General features: G+C 70.5%; 23 protein-coding genes and 1 pseudogene. 15 read left to right on the top strand and 9 right to left on the bottom strand.

All coding sequences use genetic code 11. The annotated features are described in order from the left end of the window. Nucleotides 1–25: 25 nt before the first annotated feature. The 3 genes from Rai3103_RS08650 to Rai3103_RS08640 are packed head-to-tail and all read right to left on the bottom strand — an operon-like array spanning nt 26 to nt 2,372. On the bottom strand, nt 26–598 hold the full coding sequence (locus tag Rai3103_RS08650; RefSeq protein ID WP_153572258.1) for an HhH-GPD-type base excision DNA repair protein: 573 nt from the start codon (nt 596–598) through the stop codon (nt 26–28). Beyond that, a complete protein-coding gene (locus Rai3103_RS08645) occupies nt 595–1,950 on the bottom strand; it encodes an MFS transporter (protein ID WP_153572257.1) in 1,356 nt (451 codons plus the stop codon). Before Rai3103_RS08645 ends, Rai3103_RS08650 begins: the two co-directional genes overlap by 4 nt. Beyond that, nucleotides 1,947–2,372 (bottom strand): MarR family winged helix-turn-helix transcriptional regulator, encoded by a 426-nt coding sequence (locus tag Rai3103_RS08640; protein WP_228488805.1) that lies wholly within the window; start codon nt 2,370–2,372, stop codon nt 1,947–1,949. The genes Rai3103_RS08645 and Rai3103_RS08640 overlap by 4 nt, the downstream gene beginning before the upstream one ends. A 202-nt stretch (nt 2,373–2,574) precedes the next feature. On the opposite strand from Rai3103_RS08640, the gene Rai3103_RS08635 reads away from it, so the two are divergent. From Rai3103_RS08635 to Rai3103_RS08610, 6 genes are all read left to right on the top strand, one after another. Further along, entirely contained in the window at nt 2,575–3,093 is a 519-nt protein-coding gene (locus tag Rai3103_RS08635; RefSeq protein WP_153572255.1) for a GNAT family N-acetyltransferase, read from the top strand. A gap of 132 nt (nt 3,094–3,225) precedes the next feature. Further along, nucleotides 3,226–3,732: a GNAT family N-acetyltransferase gene (locus Rai3103_RS08630; RefSeq protein ID WP_153572254.1), complete on the top strand. Its 507-nt coding sequence runs from the start codon at nt 3,226–3,228 to the stop codon at nt 3,730–3,732. Between the two features lie 56 nt (nt 3,733–3,788). Beyond that, nucleotides 3,789–4,838 (top strand): threonine aldolase family protein, encoded by a 1,050-nt coding sequence (locus tag Rai3103_RS08625; RefSeq protein WP_153572253.1) that lies wholly within the window; start codon nt 3,789–3,791, stop codon nt 4,836–4,838. 77 nt (nt 4,839–4,915) lie between these two features. Continuing rightward, nucleotides 4,916–5,716 carry a DUF1684 domain-containing protein gene (locus Rai3103_RS08620; RefSeq protein WP_153572252.1) on the top strand — a complete coding sequence of 267 codons (801 nt, stop codon included), beginning with the start codon at nt 4,916–4,918 and terminating at the stop codon, nt 5,714–5,716. 175 nt (nt 5,717–5,891) lie between these two features. Next, nucleotides 5,892–6,752 carry an NAD-dependent protein deacetylase gene (locus tag Rai3103_RS08615; protein ID WP_228488804.1) on the top strand — a complete coding sequence of 287 codons (861 nt, stop codon included), beginning with the start codon at nt 5,892–5,894 and terminating at the stop codon, nt 6,750–6,752. A gap of 55 nt (nt 6,753–6,807) precedes the next feature. Then, the gene (locus Rai3103_RS08610) at nt 6,808–8,214 is read left to right on the top strand and encodes a dicarboxylate/amino acid:cation symporter (RefSeq protein WP_153572251.1); all 1,407 of its coding nucleotides are present in this window, start codon (nt 6,808–6,810) and stop codon (nt 8,212–8,214) included. An 85-nt stretch (nt 8,215–8,299) separates the two neighbouring features. Here Rai3103_RS08610 and Rai3103_RS08605 read toward each other — a convergent pair whose 3' ends face one another. The 3 genes from Rai3103_RS08605 to ald all read right to left on the bottom strand — a co-directional run bounded on the left by Rai3103_RS08605 (nt 8,300) and on the right by ald (nt 12,376). Next, on the bottom strand, nt 8,300–8,977 hold the full coding sequence (locus tag Rai3103_RS08605) for a TetR/AcrR family transcriptional regulator (RefSeq protein WP_153572250.1): 678 nt from the start codon (nt 8,975–8,977) through the stop codon (nt 8,300–8,302). Between the two features lie 85 nt (nt 8,978–9,062). After that, nucleotides 9,063–11,132, bottom strand: a complete 2,070-nt coding sequence (locus tag Rai3103_RS08600) for an MDR family MFS transporter (RefSeq protein ID WP_228488803.1) — start codon at nt 11,130–11,132, stop codon at nt 9,063–9,065. 125 nt (nt 11,133–11,257) lie between these two features. Then, nucleotides 11,258–12,376, bottom strand: coding sequence for an alanine dehydrogenase (gene ald / locus Rai3103_RS08595; RefSeq protein ID WP_153572249.1), 1,119 nt, complete (start codon nt 12,374–12,376; stop codon nt 11,258–11,260). A 90-nt stretch (nt 12,377–12,466) separates the two neighbouring features. Between ald and Rai3103_RS08590 the strand changes: the two genes are divergently transcribed. After that, nucleotides 12,467–13,027 carry a dihydrofolate reductase family protein gene (locus tag Rai3103_RS08590; RefSeq protein WP_153572248.1) on the top strand — a complete coding sequence of 187 codons (561 nt, stop codon included), beginning with the start codon at nt 12,467–12,469 and terminating at the stop codon, nt 13,025–13,027. Here Rai3103_RS08590 and Rai3103_RS08585 read toward each other — a convergent pair. Then, nucleotides 13,005–13,901 carry a LysR family transcriptional regulator ArgP gene (locus tag Rai3103_RS08585; RefSeq protein WP_153572247.1) on the bottom strand — a complete coding sequence of 299 codons (897 nt, stop codon included), beginning with the start codon at nt 13,899–13,901 and terminating at the stop codon, nt 13,005–13,007. The two genes, Rai3103_RS08590 and Rai3103_RS08585, sit on opposite strands and share 23 nt — an antisense overlap. Nucleotides 13,902–14,056: 155 nt before the next feature. Between Rai3103_RS08585 and Rai3103_RS08580 the strand changes: the two genes are divergently transcribed. Further along, a complete protein-coding gene (locus Rai3103_RS08580; protein ID WP_228488802.1) occupies nt 14,057–14,665 on the top strand; it encodes a LysE/ArgO family amino acid transporter in 609 nt (202 codons plus the stop codon). Between the two features lie 3 nt (nt 14,666–14,668). On the opposite strand, the gene Rai3103_RS08575 is transcribed toward Rai3103_RS08580, so the two are convergent. Next, complete coding sequence (locus Rai3103_RS08575; protein ID WP_228488801.1) at nt 14,669–15,220, bottom strand: MarR family transcriptional regulator; 552 nt, start codon at nt 15,218–15,220, stop codon at nt 14,669–14,671. A gap of 123 nt (nt 15,221–15,343) precedes the next feature. Here Rai3103_RS08575 and Rai3103_RS17725 point away from each other — a divergent pair. The 4 genes and pseudogenes from Rai3103_RS17725 to Rai3103_RS08560 form a co-directional block, all read left to right on the top strand. Next, nucleotides 15,344–16,392 (top strand): annotated as a pseudogene (locus tag Rai3103_RS17725) (MMPL family transporter); the annotation flags it as partial. Next, complete coding sequence (locus tag Rai3103_RS17720; RefSeq protein ID WP_239022444.1) at nt 16,393–17,598, top strand: MMPL family transporter; 1,206 nt, start codon at nt 16,393–16,395, stop codon at nt 17,596–17,598. A gap of 14 nt (nt 17,599–17,612) precedes the next feature. Next, complete coding sequence (locus tag Rai3103_RS08565) at nt 17,613–18,167, top strand: LOG family protein (RefSeq protein WP_153572246.1); 555 nt, start codon at nt 17,613–17,615, stop codon at nt 18,165–18,167. A gap of 69 nt (nt 18,168–18,236) precedes the next feature. Then, nucleotides 18,237–19,169: an NADP-dependent oxidoreductase gene (locus Rai3103_RS08560; RefSeq protein WP_153572245.1), complete on the top strand. Its 933-nt coding sequence runs from the start codon at nt 18,237–18,239 to the stop codon at nt 19,167–19,169. Nucleotides 19,170–19,185: 16 nt separating this feature from the next. Here Rai3103_RS08560 and Rai3103_RS08555 read toward each other — a convergent pair whose 3' ends face one another. After that, a complete protein-coding gene (locus Rai3103_RS08555) occupies nt 19,186–20,784 on the bottom strand; it encodes a cation:proton antiporter family protein (RefSeq protein ID WP_153572244.1) in 1,599 nt (532 codons plus the stop codon). Nucleotides 20,785–20,928: 144 nt separating this feature from the next. On the opposite strand from Rai3103_RS08555, the gene Rai3103_RS08550 reads away from it, so the two are divergent. From Rai3103_RS08550 to Rai3103_RS08545, 3 genes are all read left to right on the top strand, one after another. Further along, on the top strand, nt 20,929–21,714 hold the full coding sequence (locus Rai3103_RS08550) for an EamA family transporter (RefSeq protein WP_422395997.1): 786 nt from the start codon (nt 20,929–20,931) through the stop codon (nt 21,712–21,714). Beyond that, nucleotides 21,603–21,836, top strand: coding sequence for an EamA family transporter (locus Rai3103_RS19040; protein WP_422396042.1), 234 nt, complete (start codon nt 21,603–21,605; stop codon nt 21,834–21,836). Before Rai3103_RS08550 ends, Rai3103_RS19040 begins: the two co-directional genes overlap by 112 nt. A gap of 86 nt (nt 21,837–21,922) precedes the next feature. Then, nucleotides 21,923–22,438 carry a methylated-DNA--[protein]-cysteine S-methyltransferase gene (locus Rai3103_RS08545; RefSeq protein ID WP_153572243.1) on the top strand — a complete coding sequence of 172 codons (516 nt, stop codon included), beginning with the start codon at nt 21,923–21,925 and terminating at the stop codon, nt 22,436–22,438. Nucleotides 22,439–22,519: the final 81 nt, after the last annotated feature.

Below are 22,519 nucleotides of genomic sequence, written 5' to 3'. Positions count from 1 at the left end.
CGGAGGTTGTCCCGCCCGCGACGGGTCACGACTTCGCGCGGGCCTTCATCTCCTTCTTGAAGGCCCTGACCTCGGCCAGGCTCTGCTCGTCCACCACGTCGGCGATGGAGCGCCGGCACCCTTCGGCGGCGTAGTCGCCGGCAGCTTCCTGCCAGCCCGGCGCCTGCAGCCCCCACTGCTTGCCGAGCAGGGCCAGGAAGATCCGCGCCTTCTGGTCGCCGAAGCCGGGCAGTTTCTTCAGCCGTCGCAGGACCTCCGCACCGGTCGGCTCGCCCTCGGTCCAGATCGCCTCCGTCCGGCCGCCGTAGCTGGCGACGATCTCGGCGGCCAGAGCCTGCACCCGTTGGGCCATCGAGCGCGGGAAACGGTGGACCGCCGGCCGTTCGGCGAAGGCGGCGAGGACCGCCTCAGGGTCCATCGCGGCGATCGCCGCCGGGTCGATGGTGCCCAGCCGGTCGACGATCTTGGCGGGGCCGGAGAAGGCGACCTCCATCGGCACCTGCTGGTCGAGGACCATGCCGGTCAGCAGCGCGAACGGCTCGCCGGCCAGCAACGCGTCGGCCTTCTCGTCACCGACGAGGTGGAGCGTACGGGTCATGCCGTCATGGTGCCATGCTCGGCCGACCCGGTCACCGCCTCGGCGGGACGCTCCCGCAGCGGCGATGCCGCCTCGTCGGCGAGACCCGTACGACGCCGTGCCCGCAGGAGGATCCACAGCGCGACGAGGGTCGCGACACCGGTCGCGACGGCCCCCACCGCGAGCGTCGACCGGGCACCGAACCGGGCACCGATCCAGCCGATCAACGGGGCACCGACCGGGGTGCCGCCCATGAACACCATCATGTAGAGAGCCATCACCCGGCCGCGCATGGCGGGTTCGACCGACAACTGGACGGTCGCGTTGGCGCTGGTCATCACGGTCATCGAGGACACCCCGACGACGACCAGCACGACGATGTAGGTGGCGTACGACGGGGCGGCAGCCAGCCCCACCATGCCCAGGGTGAACACGCCGAGACCACCGACCAGGACACCCATCCGGGGGCGTCTGCGGGAGGCTGCCCGCAGCGCCGCCCCGAGCGTGCCGATCCCCATCACGGTGCCCATCAGCCCGTACTGTTCCGGGCCGACGTGGAACACCTGGGTGGCCATCAGCGCGTTCGTCACCTGGAAGTTCAGCCCGAACGTGCCGAGCATGAAGACCATGAAGAGGACCAGCAGGACGTCCGGGCGCCGCCAGACGTACGCCATCCCCGCGCGCACCGAGCCCCGACCGCGGGTCCGGGGCGCCGGGTGCAACGCGGCCGGGTCCATCAGGAGCAGGGCGGCGAGGGTCGCGGCGTAGCTGATGGCGTTGATCAGGATGACCGGGCCGACGCCCCAGGCGCCGATCATCAGACCGGCCAGGCCGGGCCCGAGGAGGCGCGAGGCGTTGAAGGTCGTGGAGTTCAGGCCGACGGCGTTGACCAGGTAGGCCTCGGGCACCATCTCGGAGACGAACGCCTGACGGGCCGGGTTGTCGAACGATGCGACCACCCCACCGAGGGTGGCGAGCACGTAGACGTGCCACAACGCGACGCTGCCGGTGAGCACCAGGACCGCCTGGACGAGCGCGACCAGCCCGGCGGCCGTCTGGGTGACCATCAGCAGCTTGCGCTGGTCGAAGCGGTCGGCGATCGCGCCCCCGTACGCCGACAGCAGGAGGATCGGCAGGAACTGCAACCCGGTGATCGTGCCCAGCGCCAGCGACGAGTGGGGGGTGAGCTGGGTCAGCACCAGCCAGTCCTGGGCGACCCGGAACATCCACAGCCCGACGTTCGACAGCAACATGCCGAAGAAGAACAGCCGGTAATTACGCAGGTGCAGCGAGGCGAAGAGACCGCGTGGTGCGGCAGGGCGTCGTGGGGTGGTCAGTCCGAGGGGACGGGGCTGGGCCTGGGTGCGGCTCATCGGGCGAGCACCTCCTGGAGCACGACCGTGGCCGCGGCCAGGGTCTCGCGCTGTGCCGGCGTGAGCTCCGAGAGGCGCTGCATCATCCAGGTGTCGCGGGCACTGATCGTCCGCTCGACGACCTCCTCACCCGAGGCGGTCAGGTGGAGGAGACGCTGGCGGCCGTCCTGGGGGTTCCCGACCTTCTCGACCAGTCCGCGCTCGCACAGGCAGTTGACCGTCCGGGTCATGCTCGGGGCGCTCACGCGCTCGGCCTCAGCCAGTTCCCCCGGCGTCCACGGCCGATGCCGCAGCTTCACCAGGACGCTGAACTGGTGCGGCGCCACGTCGGCGTCGCTCTCGAACCGCACCCGACGGCTGACCTGCTGGCAGACCATCCGGACGTCGTTCGCGAGCCCCAGGAGTGCCTCCGTGTCGGCCACCGCCGGCACCTCCGCTGCTGTCGCACCGCTGCTTGTCATGCCAACGCTTGCCATCCCGCTGCTCGTCGTGTCCGTTCCTTCCCGAGTTCTTACTAGTCCTCCGCACCGGCCGCCGGGCCGGACATACTTAGCATAGTTCATTACCTCTGCTAATCAAATGCTCAACGGAACCAGGCGCACGACTGCTGGCAGAATTGGCCCCATGCCCAGTCCCGTCATCCGTCCGGCGACCCTCGAGGACGCGCCGGTGCTGGCCGCCCTCTACCGACGCAACCGCTCGTTCCTTCAACCCTGGGAGCCCCAGCGCGACGATGCATGGTTCACCGTTGCCGGCCAGCAGGCCTTCCTCACCGAGGCCCAGCACGATCGCGAGGCGGGGCTGGCAGTGACGTTCCTGATCCTCGACGACGACGAACCCGTCGGCCGGATCACCCTCTCCCGGATCACGCGCGGCGCCTTCCTGTCGGGCGGCATCGGCTACTGGGTCTCGCTCGACCACACCGGCCGGGGCCTGGCCACCTCGGCGGTGGCCGCCGTCAAGGCGTACGCCTTCGGGGAGCTGGGGTTGCACCGGCTGGAGGCGGCCACCCTGCCTCACAACATCGCGTCCCAGCGGGTCCTGCTCAGCAACGGGTTCGCCCGGATCGGGCGGGCCCCGCGCTACCTGAAGATCAACGGTCGCTGGCAGGACCACGTGCTGTTCCAGGTCCTCGCCGACTGAGGTTCGGAGGCTGGACCAGCCCGGCCCGACACCCGTTAGAGTGAGCACGTGCCCGCCCGACCGACCGGGATCTGCGCACCGAAGCGTCCTGGCATCCCCGCCGTGGCGCGGCATGACACCGAAGGAGCCATCATGACCGAGTTCGAGATGGGTGCCACCAAGACCCGCGACCCCAAGCTGATCAAGCAGGCCGCGACCATCTGGGCTGAGGCGACGGCGCACCGCGATCTCGTCGACGCGAGCGACGTGAAGATCAACGACTCCATTCCGCTGATCGAGGAGGTCCTCTCTTCCTCCGATCACTCCTTCCTGCTCGCCATCGCGGACGACGACGGGGGCATCGTGTCCTTCGCCGCGGTCGAGCCAGAGCGCGAAGCCACCCACCAGGGCCGCGGGGAACTGCGCTTCCTCGGCGTCGCCCCCGAGCACTGGGGCGAGGGGTGGGCGCGCCGACTCCTGGTCGCGCTGCCCGATGCCTGCCGCGAGGAGGGTTTCAACGACCTCATCCTCTGGGTCTACGCCGACAACACCCGCGCCATCTGGGTGTACGAGGCGATGGGCTGGAACGCCACCGGCCGCACCCGCAAGCACGAGGTGACCGGGCGCCTCGAGGCGGAGTACCGCATCAAGCTGGGCTGACGGGCGCCGTACGGCCCCACACGGGACGGGCATCGGCCACCACTAGGGTGGATCGCATGCCCGTCCCGCTGCATGATCCGACCCGCCACGGCTTCGCCTCCGACAACACCTCCGGAGCCCATCCCGAAGTGATCGAGGCGATCGTGGCCGCCAATCTCGGCCACCTGACGAGCTACGGGGACGATCCCTACACCGCACGGCTGCAGGAGGTCATCCGCACCCACTTCGGCCCACAGGCGACGGCGTACCCGGTCTTCAACGGGACGGGCGCCAACGTGATGTCGCTGGGACTCCTGACCGAACGCTGGGACGCGGTCATCTGCACCGAGACCGCCCACATCCACGTCGATGAGTGCGGTGCCCCGGAGAAATTGGTCGGCGTCAAGACGCTGACCGTCGACTCCCCCGACGGCAAGCTCACCCCCGCGCTGATCGATCGGCGCGCCCACGGCTTCGGCTTCGAGCACCATGCCCAGCCGAAGGTGGTCAGCGTCACCCAGTCCACCGAGTTGGGCACGGTCTACTCACCGGAGGAGTTACGGGCGCTGGCCGACCACGCGCACCGGCTGGGGATGTTGCTGCACGTCGACGGGTCCCGGCTGGCCAACGCCGCGGTCTCCCTGGACTGTGGGCTCGGCGACATCACCACCGCGATCGGCGCGGACATCCTCAGCCTCGGCGGCACGAAGAACGGCCTGCTCGGCGCGGAAGCCGTGGTCGTCCTCAACCCGGACGCCGTCCGGGGTCCGCTCTACGTCCGCAAGCTCCTCACCCAACTGCCCAGCAAGATGCGCTTCATCTCGGCCCAGCTCATCGCCCTCTACGAGGGCGACCTCTGGCAGCGCTCCGCGGGCCGGGCGAACGCCATGGCGGCCCGGCTGGCGGCAGGCGTCCGCGATCTGCCCGGCGTCCGGATCACGCAGGCGGTCGAGTCCGACGCGGTGTTCGCGATCCTGCCCAAGGAGGCCGCGGCACGGCTGCGCGAGCAGTTCTTCTTCTATGACTGGGACGAGGCCACTGGCGAGGTGCGGTGGATGTGCAGCTTCGACACCACCGAGGCCGACGTCGACGCCTTCCTCGCCGCGCTGCGGGAGTCCCTGGACTGAAGGCGGATCGGTGTCCGCAGGGAGGGTGGGGACGGTGCCGCGCGCTACCCTCGGCTGCAGGCGACACAGGAGGAGCAATGGGGACCGGACCCGACTGGAGCATGTGGGAGCACAGCGAATGGAAGCGCTGGCACCGGATGCGCGAGAAGGGGCTCACCGCTCCGCACGGGTGGCTCTCCATCACCGCGCTCCACTGGCTCGACGACACCCCGCGCCCGATCGAGGGCTTCCCGGGCCTCTGGTCCGGTGACGGGGAGCAGGTCCGCGTCGACCTGGCGCCCGAGGACAACGTCCTGCGTCTCGACGCCCCGATCAGCGGGACGGTCGAGGTCGACCTCGAGGAGGACGAGTCGGATGCGTCCCTCAGCCACGACGGGATCGTGGCGGAGGCCGGGATCCGGGGCGGGCACCCGATGGTGCGCCTCCGCAACCCCGCGGCACCGACCTTGACCGGCTTCACCGGCGTCCCGACCTACGACTGGGATCCGGCCTGGATCGTCCGCGCCCACTTCGAACGGTACGAGTCCGACGTCGTCCGCGACATCGAGACCGCCTACCCGGGCGTCGTCCAACCGATGTCCTTCTGGGGCGAGGTGTCGTTCACCCGGGACGACCACGACGTGCGGCTGCTGGTCAGCGGCGGGCACGGCGACGCGTACGTCGTCTTCCACGACCCGACCAACGGGATGGACACCGCCGACTGGCGATTCGTGATGCTGGGCGAGGTCGACCCCGCGGGGGGCACCAGTCTGGACTTCAACCGCGCGCTGAACTTCCCGGCCGCCTTCGTCCCGTCGTACGCGACGTGCCCTCGGCCGGTCGCGGAGAACGAGATCCCCTTCCCCGTCACGGCCGGCGAGCGGCGGCCCGGCGCCTGATCGAGGCGGGGATCGGGTGGGTGGACGTTCCCGCGGGAACGTTCCAGGCACTCATCGGCGAGATCTCCATCCCATCACACGGAACGAGGGTCTCGGGCGTTCCCGCGGGAACGCTATCCGGGACATGGGGCGGTAGGCGACGCGCGGCGTTGCGCCGGTGACGTACTCTCAACGCGTGCTCGACCGCCTGACCTCGCTGCTCCCGACCCGCCGATGGCTCGTGCTGACCGGCGCCGGGATGAGCACGGCCTCCGGTATCCCGGACTACCGCGACCCCGACGGCACCCGGCGGATCCAGCCGATGCGGATCGACGAGTTCCGTACGTCCGCGGAGGCGCGGCGACGCTACTGGGCCCGGTCCTACGTCGGCTGGCAGAACCTGCATCGCGCCCGGCCCAACCCGGCCCACCTGGCCGTCACCGCACTCCAGCGCGCCGGGCTCGCCGGCCCGGTGATCACCCAGAACGTCGACGGCCTGCACCACGCGGCCGGCACCACCCACATCACCGAACTCCACGGCTCGCTGTCGCGGGTGGTCTGCGAAGCGTGCGGAGAGGTGACGTCCCGCTCCGCCCTCGACAGACGGATGGCGGCGGCCAACCCAGACTTCGCCGGCACCGGGACGCAGATCCGTCCCGATGGGGACGCGGTGCTCTCCACGCTGCTGGTGGACAGCTTCCGGGCGCCGCTGTGCGGGTGCTGCTCGGCGGATCGGCTCCGCCCGGACGTGGTGTTCTTCGGTGACGTCGTGCCCCGCGCCACGGTCGACCACTGCTTCTCCCTTGTCGAGGAGGCCGAGGGGCTGCTGGTGCTGGGCTCGTCGCTGCAGGTGATGAGCGGCCTGCGCTTCGTCCGCCGCGCGGCCAAGCGCGGGCTGCCGATCGTCGTGATCACCCGGGGGCGTACGCGGGCCGACGAGCTCGTCGCCGTGAAGTGGGAGGCGCCACTGGAGCAAGCCCTGCCGGCTCTGGCCCACCGCCTGGCACCCGACAGCGCCGCTGCTGAGGCGAGGCACGGCCTGGTCGCCAGCCTATAGCTCACCTTATGGCCTACTTTGCATCACCTTATCCGTGGGAGTAAGGTTCTCCTTCGTGAGCACCACTGATCTCCACTCGTCACCGTCACACCCGACACCTGACCCAGCCGCTCAGGGCTCCGGCAGCACCCCCGCCGGCCCCCGCAAGCAGCGTTTCCACCTCTCGTTCAGCACCCAGGTGCTGATCGGTCTCGCGCTCGGCATCGTCCTGGGCTTGATCGCTGTCCGGCTCGGTCCGGCCGGGCATGCCGCCGACGGCACCGTCGTGCCGAACTGGCTGACCGCCACCCTGCGGATGATCGGCAGCATCTTCGTCACCCTGCTGAAGGCCGTCGTCCCCCCGCTCATCTTCCTGGCGATCGTCTCCTCGATCGCGCACCTGCGTGAGGTCGCCAACGCCACCCGGCTGGCCGTCCAGACGCTGATCTGGTTCGCCATCACGGCTTTGATCGCGGTCGTGATCGGGATGGGCATCGGCATCTTCACCGCGCCGGGCACCCGCACCTCGGTCGCCGCGAGCGCCGCCAAGGCCTCCTCCACCCAGGGCACCTGGCTGGACTTCCTCAACGGGCTGGTCCCGCAGAACTTCCTCGGTCTCGAGATCTCCACCCACGGCAGCAGCACCTCGCTGAGCTTCAACGCGCTGCAGATCCTCGTGATCGCCATCGTCGTCGGCGCCGCTGTGTTGCGCGCCGGTGCGAAGGCCGAGCCGTTCCTGGCCGTGGTCAACTCCGCCTTCAAGGTCGTCCAACGCGTGCTGTGGTGGATCATCAGGCTCGCCCCGATCGGCACCGTCGGTCTGCTCGGCAACGCGGTGGCCTCGTACGGGTGGGGCGCGGTGGGCTCGCTCGGCGTCTTCGTGCTCGACGTGATCGTCGGCTGCTTGGTGGTCGGCTTCGTGGTCTACCCGGTGCTCCTACGGACCCACGGCCTGTCGGTCGGCGCGTTCTTCCGCGGCGTGTGGCCGGCCACCCAGCTCGGCTTCGTGTCCCGGTCCTCGCTCGGCACCATGCCGGTGACGCGTGAGGTGACGGTCAAGAACCTCGGGGTCCCCTCCTCGTACGCCTCCTTCGCCGTGCCGCTGGCCTCGACGACGAAGATGGACGGGTGCGCCGCGATCTACCCGGCCCTGGCCTCGATCTTCGTGGCGAACTTCTTCCACGTGCAGCTCAACCTGGCCGACTACCTGCTCATCGCGCTGGTCGCGGTGCTCGGTTCCGCGGCGACCGCCGGCATGACCGGTGCCACGGTGATGCTGACGCTCACCCTGTCGACCCTGGGCCTGCCGCTGGAGGGTGTCGGTCTGCTGATGGCGATCGACCCGATCATCGACATGGTCCGGACCGCCCTGAACGTCACCGGCCAGGCCCTCGTGCCCGTCATCGTCGCGAAGCGGGAGGGCATCCTCGACCGTACGGTGTACGACGCGCCCAAGGAGGAGCTGGCGCTGGCCACGGCCTGACCGCTCCCAGAACCCACCGCCGGCCGGGACACGACGTACGCATCGTGTCCCGGCCGGCGGTTTCGTGTCTGGCTTCGAGCGACCCCTATTCGCCGGCGATCGCCCCGAGCTCCGCGACGGTCCGGCGCAGTGACTCGGCCGAGGGCCGGTTGGTGGTGTAGGCGCTGTCGGCGTGCAGGTTGAGCGCACCGAAGACGAGTGACACGGCGAGGCGGGCCTTGGCGGGCGTGGTCCGCTGCTCGCACAGTCCCAGGACATGGTGGCGCAGGCCGGACGTCCACTGGTGCAGGGCCGCGAAGAGGTCCGGCTCACGCTTCATCAGGTCACGGATCCGGGAGAGGTTGTCGTCCCGGTTGTCGGCGACGTGGGCGACCAGGGCGCAGAGGTCCCCGACGAGTGGCCCGCCGCTCCGCAGGAAGTCGAGTTCCTGCTCGGTGCTGATGGCCGTCTCCGGCAGGCCCAGGGTGGCCGCCGTCTTGGACGGGAAGTAGTTGAAGAAGGTGCGCTCCGAGACACCCGCGGCGGCGCAGATGTCCGCGACGGTGACATGCGCGTAGCCACGCTCGGCGACCAGGGCGTACGCGGCGAGGTGGATCGCCTCGCGGGTCTGCTGCTTCTTGAGCTGGCGCCACGAGCAGGGCTTCTCGGTCCCCGCGGCCGGCAGCGCGCCGGCAGGCTCGCTGTCGGTCGGATCGCTGTCGGTCGCATCGGTGTCGGCCGGCCGCACGGCTGAGCGGGCGAAGAGTGTCGGATCGACGATCATGAAGGTTCCTCCCGGCGGTGTGGCCGGTGCCGGAGTCCCCGAGGAGTCTCCGGCACCGGGTTCATCGCCTGTGTGGGCTGATCTCTCAGGCCTGCTGCGGCGCCGGGGCGCCGGCCTTCGCACCGGCCTTGTCCGCCTGTTCCTGGAGCGCCGAGCGCGTCCGCAGCGGCGGCACCTTGAAGAACCAACTGAGTGCAAAGGCGAGCAGCGCGACGCCGAGGCCGACCCAGTAGATCGTCACGGCGGACGCGTTGAAGCCGGCCATGAACGGACGGGTGAGACGCGGGTCGGCGCCCTTGAGGAAGGAGGTGTCCGCGGTGGTCGAGGACGACGTGGACTCCTGCTGCTTGCTGTTGATCTGGTCGATCATCGTCGGCACGACCTTGTCGACGATGGCCGTACGCTGCGCCTGGTCGGTGTAGTCGACCGCGAGATGACCGTCGACGACGGACACGCCGGCCTTCTGGGCGGCGACCTCGAGGGCCTTCTGCTCCGCGACCGGGCGGGCGGTGGCGAGCTGCTTGTCGATGATCGACGGCGCCGCGGCGGCGGGGATCCTGCCCGCGGCCACCTGCTGCTGCACGGCGGCGGCGACCTGCTGGCGGGCGGCCTGGTCGGCGGCCTGCTTCGCGGCGGTGGTGCCCTGGTCGAGGCCGGCCTGGACCTGGGCCTTGATCGGGGTGACGATCGGGTTCCAGATCTTGTCCATCACGCCCGCGTTGGCCGGGGTAGCGGCGACCGACGGGGTGAGGGCCGCGTCGAGGGCGCGGGAGAGGTCGTCCTTGTCGGTCATCGCCGTGGTGATGTTCGTCGGCATCAGGGCGAAGAGCACCGACAGCAGGACAGCCGTGCCGAGCGTGCCACCGATCTGGCGGAAGAAGGTCGACGAGCTGGTGGCGACACCCATGTCCCGCACCGGCACCGCGTTCTGCGTCGCCAGGGTCAGGGTCTGCATCAACTGGCCGAGGCCCAGGCCGATGGAGAACATCCCGATCATCAGGAACCACAGCGGCTTGTCGATCGTGATGAAGGTGAGGAAGAGGTAGCCGCCACTGAGCAGCAGGGTGCCGGTGATCGGGAAGATCCGGTAGCGACCCGTACGGGAGATGATCTGCCCGGAGGCGATCGAGGAGACCATCAGGCCGCCGATCATCGGCAGGGTGGCGAACCCGGACTCGGTCGGGGTCAGCCCCTTCACCAACTGCAGGTAGAGCGGGATGGTCAGCATGGCGCCGAACATCGCGAAGCCGACCAGGAAGCCGAGCACGGTGGCCATCGAGAAGGTCTCGGAGCGGAACAGCCGGATCGGGATGATCGCGTCGTCCTTCATCGCGGTCTCGACCAGGATGAAGCTGACCAGTCCGACGGTCCCGATCACGTAGCAGGCGATGGAGCCGGCGGAGGTCCAGCCCCAGTCACGGCCCTGCTCGGCGACCAGCAGCAGCGGGACGAGGGTGGCGACGACGGCCGTGGCGCCCCACCAGTCGATGCGCGAGACGGTGTGCTCGTGGAACTTCGGCAGGTGCAGGAAGGCGATGACCATGCCGAGCGCGACGATGCCGATCGGCACGTTCACCAGGAACACCCAGCGCCACCCGGTGATGCCGAGGATCTGGCTGGCACCGGAGAAGACGCCACCGATCAGCGGGCCGACGACCGCCGAGACGCCGAAGACGGCAAGGAAGAGGCCCTGGTACTTCGCCCGCTCGCGCGGCGCGAGGATGTCGCCCATGATCGCCAGCGGCAGCGACATCAGGGCACCGGCGCCGATGCCCTGGAAGGCACGGAACGCGGCGAGCATCTCCATCGAGGTGGAGAACGACGACAGGAACGAGCCCAGGATGAAGACACCCAGACCGAAGATGTAGAGGGGCCGGCGGCCGAAGAGGTCGGACAGCTTGCCGTAGATCGGGGTCGCGATCGTCGAGGTGATCAGGTACGCCGTGGTGACCCAGGCCTGGTGGTCGAGGCCGTGGAGGTCATCACCGATCGTACGGATCGCCGTGCCGACGACCGTCTGGTCCAGTGACGACAGGAACATCCCCGCCATCAGGGCGTAGAGGACCAGGAGAATCTGCCGGTGGCTCATCACCGGTGTCGTCGACGGAGCGTCGCTCCGCACGTCGGCCTGGGGGGAGGCGACGGTTTGGGTCATACGAAGGAACCTTCCGAGAACATGAGAACAGGCGAGCACGCCCATACGGACGCCCGCTCCGTTGCAGACTCTGAAAGATTACATCCCCTGCAAAAAGTCTGGCAAGTCACAGAGTTGCGTCGACCTCAGTCCTCCAACAACGCCTCGTCGGCACGGATGTGTTCCAGGCCGAGCGCCTCGGCCACGGCCGCGTTCGTCACCATGCCTCGATGGATGTTGAGGCCGGCGCGCAGTTGGTGGTCAGTGACCAGCCCGTCGATGCCGCCGTTCGCCAGCCGGACGAGGTAGGGCTGGGTGGCGTTGGCCAGCGCCCGGGTCGCCGTCGCCGCCACCGCGCTGGGCATGTTGGCCACGCAGTAGTGCAGCACGTGACCCTCCCAGTAGGTCGGGTCGCGGTGGGTGGTGGGGCGGCTCGTCTCGAAGCAACCGCCCTGATCGATCGCGACGTCGACGACCGCGGCGCCCTGGGGCATCAGCCGTAGTTGGTCGCGGGTGACGAGCTTGGGGGTCAGCGCCCCGGGCACCAGCGCGGCGCCGATGACCAGGTCGGCCCGTTGCAGCGATTCCTCGACGGCGAGCCGGGACGAATGGATGGTGGTGAGGGCCGCGCCGAAGCGGGAGTCGAGATGGGCCAGCTTGTCGAGGTTGACGTCGAGGACGGTGACGTCGGCACCCATCCCGAGGGCCACCCGGATCGCGTTGCTGCCGACGACGCCGGCTCCGAACACCAGCACTCGCGCGGCCGGCACCCCCGGCACGCCGCCCATCAGCAGACCGCGCCCGCCGTGGAAGCCCTCCAGCAGCCTCGCCCCGACCTGCGCCGCAAGCCGGCCGGCGACCGCGGACATCGGGGCGAGCAGCGGAAGGTTGCCCGCGGCGTCGGTGACGGTCTCGTACGCCACACAGGTGGCCCCGGAGGCGATCAGCCCGCGGGTCTGGGCGGCGTCCGGAGCGAGGTGGAGATAGGCGAAGAGGAGCTGTCCCTCGCGCAGCCGTGCGATCTCCACCGGCTGGGGTTCCTTGACCTTGCAGACCAGGTCGGCCCAGTGCCACAGGGCGTCGGGGTCGTCGGTGATGTCGGCCCCAACCCGCTCGAAGTCTTCGTCGGTGATGTCGGAGGCGAGTCCCGCGCCCGACTGGATCACCACCTCATGACCATCGGCCACCAGTTCGCGGACACCGGCGGGGGTGACCGCGACCCGGTGCTCCTCGGACTTGATCTCGGTCGGCACTGCGACGCGCATCGTCCACTCCGTTCAGCCATAGGGCGGGATGGGGTCGATTCTGCTCCCACGACCCTGTGCCTGCCCAGCTTTCGGCGGTTAGGGTGACTCATGCGTACGGTCTTCTACACCGCGAGCACACTCAACGGCTTCCTGGCCAGCCCCGACGACGACCTGCAGTGGTTGTTCGACGTCCAGATCGACGAGACCGAGGGCCCCGACCCCGCCAGCTTCATCGGCACGACCAGTGCGGGCGTGTGCGGAGCCGCGACGTACGAGTGGGTGCTCGCCCACGAGGCGCCCCCGCAGGATCCGGAACGCTGGACCGAGGCGATGATCGGCACCCGGACACTGTTCCTCTTCACCCACCGGAAGCTTCCCCTCCCGCAGGGCGCGGACATCCGGGTGCTCTCCGGTCCGGTGGCCGACCACCTGGCCACCCTCGAGGCGGCGGTCGGCGACGGGATCCTCTGGGTGATCGGCGGCGGCGACCTGGCCGGCCAGTTCCTCGACGCCGGGGTGCTGGACGAGGTCCGGGTCGACGTCGCCCCGGCCACCCTGGTGGCCGGGAAACCGCTGTTCCCCCGCACCATCGGCCCCGATCGGCTGCACCTCGTGTCAGCGGAGAAGCTGGGACAGTTCGCCCGACTCACCTACCAGGTGCTGCGCTGAGGAGGGAGGCGGAGGCCCGGTGGACGGCCGCGGTGAGCCGTTCGATCCGTGCCGACCCCAGCTTCCACACCTGCCAGTAGAGGGGCACGTCACGATGGCCGTCCGCCACGACGATCTCCAGCGATCCCTCCGCCAGCGACTCCCCCATCTGCACCTCCGGGACGAGGCCCCAGCCGAGGCCGGCGCGGGCCGCGGCCAGGTACGCCTCGGAGGACGGGATCTGGTGAGCGGCCGGTAGCTGCTCGACGCCCCGGGCGCGGAGGAACTTGTTCTGCAGGTCGTCCTTGGGGCCGTAGCGCAGCACCGGCATCCGGCTCCACTCGACCACCCGCCTGCCACCGCGCAGCCGGGTGAAGCGCTCGAGCAGGTCGGGGGCGGCGACCGGCTGGTACCGGATCGCGCCGAGCTTCTCGGTCCGGCAGCCGGCGACCGCTCGTGGGGCAGCGGTGACGGCTCCGACGACGTCGCCGCCGCGGAGCAGGTCGCTGGTGTGCTCCTCGTCCTCGAGTTGCAGGCGCAGGATGGTGTCCTGCCACCCCGCCGCCTCGCGCAGCACCGGCCGGAACCAGGTGGCCAGCGAGTCGGCGTTGACGGCCAGCGGCAGCAGCGCCTGCCCGGGATCGCCGGCCCCGAGCGCCTCGATCGCCTCGGTCTCGAGCAGCGCGACCTGGCGCGCCATCCGCAGCAGCACCGCTCCCGCCTCGGTCGCCGTACAGGGCACCGTACGCCGCACCACGACGTTGCCGACGGAGGCCTCCAGAGCCTTGATGCGTTGGCTGATGGCTGACGGCGAGACCCGCAACTCGTCGGCCGCCGCCTCGAACGTGCCCTCGTCGACCACTGCCAGGAGGGCGCGCAGCTGTTCGAAGTTCATGAAGCAAATCTAATCCATCTGAAGAATCCCACGTTTGTCTAACGATGCGACCGCCCCTAGCGTCGGGAGCCGGGGACGAGATGGGCCCCGGCGCACCGGCCGCTCCGGTGCTGCCTGGCGTGCGCCGGTCGCTCCGGCGGTGATGTCGGAGGTGGATGATGATCGGGATCGGCACCTGGGTGACCGGGTTCGCGGCGAGCTTCATGCTGGTGGCGATGATCGGCGCGCAGAACACGATGGTGCTGCGGCAGGGCATCCGCCGTGACCACGTCGGACTGGTCGTGATCGTCTGCATCCTCAGCGAGATCCTGCTGATCACCTCGGGCACGGCCGGCGTCGGACTCCTCGCCGCACGGCATCCATTGGTGATGGAGGTGCTGGCCTGGGCCGGCGCGGCCTACCTGCTGGGCTATGCGGCGATGTCGTTCCGCTCCGCCGCGAAGCCGCGGGCGATGGCGGTCACCGGGAGCGGATCGGCCCGTACGGTCATCCTCGCCGTCCTCGCGGCGACCTACCTCAACCCGCAGACCTACCTCGACACCATGGTGCTGCTCGGCAACCTGGCGAACCGCTTCGGCGATCCGGGGCGGTGGATCTTCACCGCCGGTGCATTCGCGGCGAGCGCCGTGTGGTTCGTCGGACTGGGGTTCGGGGCCCGGGCCCTGTCCGGTCCGCTCGGGCGCCCCACGACCTGGCGCTGGATCGACACCGGTGTCGGCGTGCTGATGCTGGGCCTGGCCGGGAAGCTGGTCCTGGCGGCCTGAGCCTCAGAGCGGCTCCGGGAACGATCCGTCCGCTCCGGCCAGCTCGTCGGTCATGTCCCGCAGGAAGCGGGTGACGACCTCCCGCTCGGCCGGCGTCAGCCGCGCGGCGGCCCGGAAGCGCCGGGCCTGATAGGCACCGACCGTCGCGGTGGCGACCCCACGGGTCCGCGGGGTGACCCGAATGGCCAGGGCCCGCCGGTCGGACGGATGGGGTGAGCGGGTGATGTGGCCGGCCCGCTCGAGCCGGTCCAGCAGTTTGGTCGTCGACGCGCTGGTGATGTGCAAGTGGGCGGCGAGGGCGGCGGCGGTGACGACCCGGCCGAGGTTCTCGGTGACGATCAGGAAGTGCAGCGCACGCATGTCCGTACGCCCCAACTTCATGTACTCCTCCGAGGCTCGACCGAACCGGTCCTCCTCGTCGCGCAGCGCGCCCAGCGCCTGCATCAGAGCCGTGATCTGGGCGAGGTCGGTCTCACTGATCGCACCTCGATCGATCAGGCGACCGTCGGGGTCGTTGGCCGCCACGTCATAGACCGGCACGTCAGAGGCCGCCACGTCGTTGGCGCTCTCGGTGACGGCTCCCCCTGCGGGTCATCGGCAGGCATGGCGACGAGTCTATGCCTCACGCTTTTCCCATGCTAGGTTTATTGCTAGCCAAGCTAGCTTCTTCTCTGAAGGATGCCGACCATGACGCACGTACCCCGCTGGCTGCGGATCCTGCTCCCAGCCGCCCTGATCCTCGCCTGGCTGACCGCCGCCTCGGTCGGTGGGCCCTACTTCGGCCGGGTCGACGAGGTCTCCTCCAACGACGCCACCGCCTATCTGCCGCAGTCGGCGGATGCGACCCGGGTCCAGGAGCGACTGGCGGACTTCACCGGCCGCGCCGCCATCCCCGCGGTGGTGGTCGTCACCGCGGACGCCCCGCTGACACCAGCCGACCTCGGGGTGATCAGGGAGCGGATCGCGGCGACCGCGAACGTCCCGGGCGTGGCCGGCCCGGTGTCGCCGGCCATCCCGTCAGCGGACGGTTCGGCGGTCCAGGCGTTCGTGCCGATCGCGGGCAGCGCCGACATCCCCGCGGTGGCGCGCGAGGTCGGCGCCGTGACCCGCACCGGCCTGCCCACCGGAGTGCGGGCGTACGTGACCGGCCCGGCGGGATTCACCGCGGACCTGGCCGGCGCCTTCGCCGGCATCGACGGCCTGCTGCTCGGCGTCGCGCTGGCCGCGGTGCTGGTCATCCTCGTCCTCGTCTACCGATCGGCGATCCTCCCCCTCGCCGTGCTCGCCACCAGCATGTTCGCGCTGTGCGTCGCACTGTTGACCGTGTGGTGGCTGGCGAAGGCTGGAGTGCTACTGCTGAGCGGCCAGACCCAAGGCATCCTGTTCATCCTCGTGATCGGCGCGGCCACCGACTACTCGCTGCTCTACGTCTCCCGCTACCGCGAGGCGCTGCGCCATACGTCCCACGCCTGGACCGCGACGCACGTGGCATTGCGCGGTGCCCTCGAACCGATCCTGGCCTCCGGGGCACGGTGATCGCGGGGCTGCTCTGCCTGCTCCTCAGCGACCTCAAGTCGAACAGCACCCTGGGACCGGTCGCGGCCATCGGTATCGCCTTCGCGATGCTGGCGGCACTGACGTTCCTCCCCGCGGTGCTCTTCGCCTGCGGCCGAGCGGCGTTCTGGCCGCGCCGGCCCGCGTACGATCCCGCGGCGACGCCGGCGGACGTGGTGCCCACCCGGGGGGTCTGGGCCCGGCTCGCCCGCGGCGTGGCTGCTCACCCGCGGGTGCTGTGGGTCAGCACCGCCCTGGTCCTCGCGGTGGCGGCAGTCGGGGTCAGCCAGTTGCGCGCCGACGGGGTGCCGCAGTCCGACCTGGTCCTCGGCGCGTCGGAGGCGCGCGAGGGCCAGCAGGAGCTCGGCGCACACTTCCCCGCCGGTGCCGGGTCTCCCGTCTACGTCCTCACGGACGAAGCGCAGCTGCCCGCCGTCGCCCGCACGTTGTGGGGCCACGACGGCATCGCCTCGGTAGCCGTCACCTCGGCCGCCTCACCCACCGGCACCCTGCCCCTCACCCGTGAGGGCGCCCTCGGCAGTCCCGTTCCCGCCACCGGAGCCCCCAGAGGCGTCGCCGGAGCGGGTGGCCCGCCCGCCGCGGCCCCTGCTGCGGCCCCGGCCCCGACAACGATCGAGGGGCAGGTGCTGGTGCAGGCCACCCTGACGTCGGCGGCCGACTCCACCGCCGCGGAGGCGACGGTACGTTCCGTGCGGGACGAACTCCACGCGCTGCCCGGTCCGGCGCTGGTCGGTGGCGTGACGGCGACCTCGATCGACACCGTCGACGCGGCGATCCACGACCGCACCCTGATCATCCCGGTCGTGCTGGCAGTCATTGTGCTGATCCTGATGGCCCTGCTGCGGGCGGTGGTCGCCCCGCTGCTGCTGATCGCCACGACGGTGCTGTCCTTCGCCGCCGCGATGGGCGTCTCGGCACTGGTGTTCAATGACGTGCTGCGCCTGCCGGGGGCGGACCCGGCGGTCCCCCTGTACGGCTTCGTCTTCCTGGTCGCCCTCGGCATCGACTACAACATCTTCCTGATGACCCGGGTACGCGAGGAGACCCTGACCCATGGCACCCGCGACGGGGTGCTGCGGGGTCTGGTCGTCACCGGTGGGGTGATCACGTCGGCCGGGCTGGTGCTGGCGGCCACGTTCGCGGCCCTCTCGGTGATCCCGATCCTGTTCCTCGTGCAGCTCGCGTTCATCGTCGCGTTCGGGGTGCTGCTGGACACCTTCGTCGTCCGCTCGGTGCTGGTTCCCGCCCTGGTGCACGACCTCGGCGCCGCGGTCTGGTGGCCCTCCCCGCTGGCACGCGGCCGACGACGGCTGGCGCGGACGGACGACGGTCCCGCCCGCGTCCCGGTCGACCAGTAGGGGACAATTCCGGCATGAGTCCGCTGCGCCGCCTCGCCGTCTTCGCCGCTGCCAGCGACGGCCATGACCCCTCGCTGCGCAGCGCCGCCTACGACGTCGGCGCCGAGCTCGCCCGCCGCGGCATCGGCCTGGTGTACGGGGCTGGCGGTGCCGGGCTGATGGGAGCGCTCTCCCAGGGTGCCCTCGACGCCGGCGGGGAGGTGATCGGTGTCATCCCTGAGGAGATGATCCTGCGCGAGTGGGGCCGTCACGACCTCACCCAGCTGCGGGTGGTACGCACGATGCACGAGCGCAAGGCCCTGATGGCCGAGTTGGCCGACGCGTTCCTGGCGATCCCCGGTGGGCTGGGGACGCTCGAGGAGATCGTCGAGGTGTGGAGCTGGAGCTACCTGGGGATGCTGGACGAACCGGTCGGGTTCCTCAACATCGGTGGGTTCTGGGATCCCTTCCTGGCAACCATCCGGGGCATGGCCGAGGCCGGATTCGTCAAGCCGTCGGCGGTGAGCCGGTTGGTGGTGGCGCCCGACCTCGACCAGGCTCTGGCGGGGCTGGTGAGCCTGACCGAGTGAGGGCCGCGGGACCGGCTCTTCCCTGCCCCTTCCCCGCTGTCCCTTCCGCCCGGGGGCAGGATGGGGCTCATGCCTGAGACGATGCGCGCGATGACGTATGACAGCTACGGCGACCCGGAGGTCCTGCGACTGCTGGACCTGCCGCTCCCCAAGGTCGGCCCTGGTGAGGTGCTGGTGCGGGTGAAGGCTGCCGCCGTGAACCCGGTCGACTGGAAGGTGATGGCCGGCGGGCTCGACGCCCTGATGGACGTACGGTTCCCCGTCGTCCCCGGCTGGGATGTCGCCGGCGTGGTGGAGAAGGTCGGTATCGACACGCCCGAGTACGCGGTGGGTGACGAGGTGTTCGGCTACGCCCGCAAGGACTACGTGCACGGCGGGACGATGGCGCAGTACGTGACCCTCGCGGTCCGCCACATCGCCACCAAGCCGGCCGCCCTCTCCTGGACCGAGGCGGCCGCCGTCCCGCTGGCCGGTCTCACCGCCTACCAGGTGCTCGCCCGCCTGGGCCTCAGCCGCGGTGAGACCGTGCTGATCCACAACGCCTCCGGCGGCGTCGGCTCGGCGGCGGCCCAGATTGCCCGCGACCTCGGTGCCCGGGTGCTGGGCAGCTGCTCGCCCGCGAGCAGCGAACGCGTCCGTGGCCTGGGTGCCGAGCCGGTGACGTACGGTGCGGGGCTGGCGGATCGGGTCCTGGCGCTCGCGCCCGACGGCGTCGACGTCGTCGCGGACTTCGTCGGGGGCGTCCTCGAGGTCACCCGGGCAGTGCTCAAGGAGGGCGGGCGGCATGCGTCGATCGCCGACCACGGCGTGATCGGCGCCGGCGGCCAGTGGATGTGGGTCCGGCCCGACGCGGGCGATCTCGCCGCGCTGGCGACGATGCTGGAGCAGGGACGGCTGCGGGTGGACGTCGCCGAGACCTACCCACTCGAGCAGTTGGCCGAGGCGTACCGGCGCAGCATGTCCGGCCACGTCAAGGGCAAGATCGCCATCACCGTCGACTGACACGGCAGGCCTCGCCTCACTCCGTGCCGTCGACCGGCCTCACCCCGGCCTGGACGGCGGCGCGGTCGGCGAGGCTGTCCCCCGCGCCGTCGTAGAGGTGGAAGACGGCCTCCACGCCCAAGGCCCGGATCTCCCGGACATCGTCATCGTTGTGGGCGACGGCCGCGATGGTGCCGTCGAACTCGCTGGCCTCGACCTTGTGCAGGGCGAAGAGGTTCGACCCGTGCTCCGGCATGGCCAGGACGACGATCGCGACGGTGTGGCTCGGGTGAAGGCGTTGCCAGAACTCCGCATCCGTGGCGTCGGCGACGATGACGTTCATGCCTCGCCGGCGCAGGTCGGCCGCCCGATCGAGGTTGTTCTCCACCCCCACGACGCTCAGCCCGTACTCGTGGGCAAGGTGGTCGTACGCCGACGCCCCGATCCGGCCCATCCCGAGCACGATGGCCCGGACGTCCCCGAGCGTGACCGGGCGGTCCTCGGGGATGATCCGGGCGGCGGCGCGGCTCGGCAGGACGTCGGTGAGCCACTCGATCAGCCGGGTGCCACGACGATTGGCGACGGCCGCGAGGATGAAGCTGCCGGCGACGGCGACCGACAGGGCGGGCAGCCAGTCGGCCTGCACCAGCCCACGGTCGGCTGCGAATGCGGTGACGATCAGCCCGAACTCCGAGAACGTGCCCAGGATGAAGCCGGACAGCACGGCGGTCCGGTTGCGCAGACCGAAGAGGCGCTGCAGCACGATGTAGAGGAAGGCTTGGACCGGCAGCAGGGCCAGCAGCCCGATACCCATCAGGACCGACGGCAGGGTCAGGGTGCTGTCCACCCCGATCGTGAGGAAGAACCCGACGAGCAGCACCTCCTTGATGCTGAACAGTGCCGTCGACAAGGATGCGGCCCGCTTCGAGGAGGCCAGCAGCAGCCCGACCACGAGCGCCCCGAGATCCCCGGTGAGGCCGGCCCAGTCGAACAACCAGGCCCCGGGCACCAGGGCGACGCCGATCCCGAACAGGACCTGCAACTCGTCGCGACCGACGCTGTGCCAGATCCGGCGCAGGAGCAGAGTGATCGGCCACAGCAGCGCCAGGGCGAGGATCCGCGGCCCCGGCTGCCAACCCTCCCGGGCGGCCAGGAAGGCGACCGCCACGATGTCCTGCAGCACGAGGATCGCCAGCGCCGTACGGCCGTAGAGCGACCCGTCGTCGGAACGCTCCTCCAGCACCTTGGCCGCGAAGACCGTACTGGAGAAGGACAGCGCGAAGCCGAGCAGGAGCAGGGTCGCGGGGTCGGCCCGGTCGAGCATCGGCGCGCCCACCACCGCCAGCAGACCGAGGAAGCCGGCGCCGATGAGCGTGCTGAACACCATGTGTGGCAGCGAGGTGCCCCACGCCACCTTCCGCAGCAACATCCGCACGTCGAGTTTGAGACCGATGGTGAACATCAGCATCGTGACGCCCAGGTCGGACAGCAGGTGAAGGTAGGGCGCGGTGCCGACGCCCAGCGCTTTCAGCACGAACCCCGCGGCCAGGAACCCCACCAGTGGTGGCAGGCGGACGAGGGTCACGCCGAAGCCCAGCGCGAAGGTGATCGCCAGATAGATGACCGCCGTGTCCATCCGTCCACCCCGCTCGAGGTCGTGGCCGGGTCGACCTCGGCCCACCGATACCCGGCGGCCAGCGGCGCCGGTTCTCCATTCTACGAAGTCGGGACCCCCGGTGGGCCGCAGAGCCGTCGCCGGCCGGGTGGCAGGATGACAGGCATGGATCGCGGCGCCCGACAGACAGCTGGGTGGCCCCTCGCCCTGGTCCTCACCGCGATCGTCTCGGTGCAGTTCGGCGGCGCACTCGGCGTGACGCTGATCCCGGTCGCCGGGGTGATGGGAGCAGTCCTGCTCCGCCTCAGCCTGGCGGCCGCGATCATGATGGTGGCCGTCCGTCCGCACTGGCGTGGGCATCGGGGCCGCGACTGGTGGGTCGTCGCCGCGTACGGGCTGACCCTGGCGGTGATGAACTCTGCCTTCTACGGTGCCCTCGCCCGGCTGCCGATCGGGGTGGCGGTGACGTTGGAGTTCCTCGGCCCGCTCACGCTGGCCGCTGTCACGTCGCGCAGCGTCCGCGATCTGAGTGCCGTCGCGCTGGCTCTGGGCGGCGTGCTGCTGATCTCCGGAGCCCTGTGGACGCCGTGGGCCGAACTTGACCTGCTCGGCATCGGGCTGGCCCTGCTGGCCGGCGCCGCGTGGGCGGCGTACATCATCGCTTCCGGGCACACCGCCCGGCGCTTCGGCGGGATCGACGGGGTGGCCTGGGCGATGCTGATCGCCGCCGTCCTGGTAGCGCCCTGGGGAGCATTGGGGCCGGCGCCCGGCTGTTCGGCGGCCAGGCGCTGGGCCGAGGTCTCGGCGTCGCGCTGCTGTCGTCGGTGGTCCCGTACTCGCTGGAGAACATCGCGCTGCGCCGGATCGCCCCGAACGTCTTCGGCATCCTGCTGTCGCTGGAGCCGGCCGTCGCGGCGCTGGCCGGACTGGTGGTCCTCGGCCAGCGGCTGACCGGACCCGAATGGGTGGGCATGGTCCTCGTCGTCGCGGCGAGCGTCGTCATCCGCTCGGCGTCCGCGCCGCGGCGCACCCCTCGGACGGCGGCGCGCGGGCTCACCGGGGACGGCGAGTGACCCCGCCTCCAGCCCCCGCGCACGGGTCAGCAGAATAGGAACGCCCATGCAGCCCGCCAGACCGTCCCCTGACCAGGAGGCCCGAGATGACCACGACCAGGAGCCTGGAGGCGACCACGCTGGCCACCCCGTTCGGTGCCTTCACCGCGTTCTGGACCCCCGACGACGAGGTGCTGCGTGCCTGCGGGTTCGGTGAGCTGACCGATATCGCGCAGGTGCTGCCCCGTGGCGCACGCCGACTGCCGGTCCACCCGAACGACGGCGACAGCGCCATCCGGCGGGCCGTCGCCGACGTCCTCGACGGGGACCTGACCGGGTTCGCCTCGCTGCGGACCAGCCAACCGGGCACGCCGTTCCGGCAGAGCTGCTGGTCGTTCCTGCGCTCCAGTGGGCCCGGCGAGGTCCTCACGTACCGGGAACTCGCTGAGCGCGCCGGACGGCCGCGCGCCGTGCGGGTGGCGACGGCGGCCTGCACCCGGAACCGGCTGGCCTGGGTCGTGCCCTGCCACCGCGCCGTCCGCTCGGCCGGCGGACTGGGCGACTACCGCTATGGCGTGGAGATCAAGGCCGCACTCCTCGATTGGGAGTCCGACCACCACTGAACCGGACGCGCCCGTAAGATGTGCGACGACATCACGTAGTACGCACGCCGTAGGAACGGCGATGAACCGCGTACGACGTAG

Source organism: Raineyella fluvialis (assembly GCF_009646095.1).
Classification (GTDB): Bacteria; Actinomycetota; Actinomycetes; order Propionibacteriales; family Propionibacteriaceae; genus Raineyella; species Raineyella fluvialis.
Note: the sequence above shows the minus strand (reverse complement) of the source record. Positions and strands in the feature narration are given on the sequence as shown.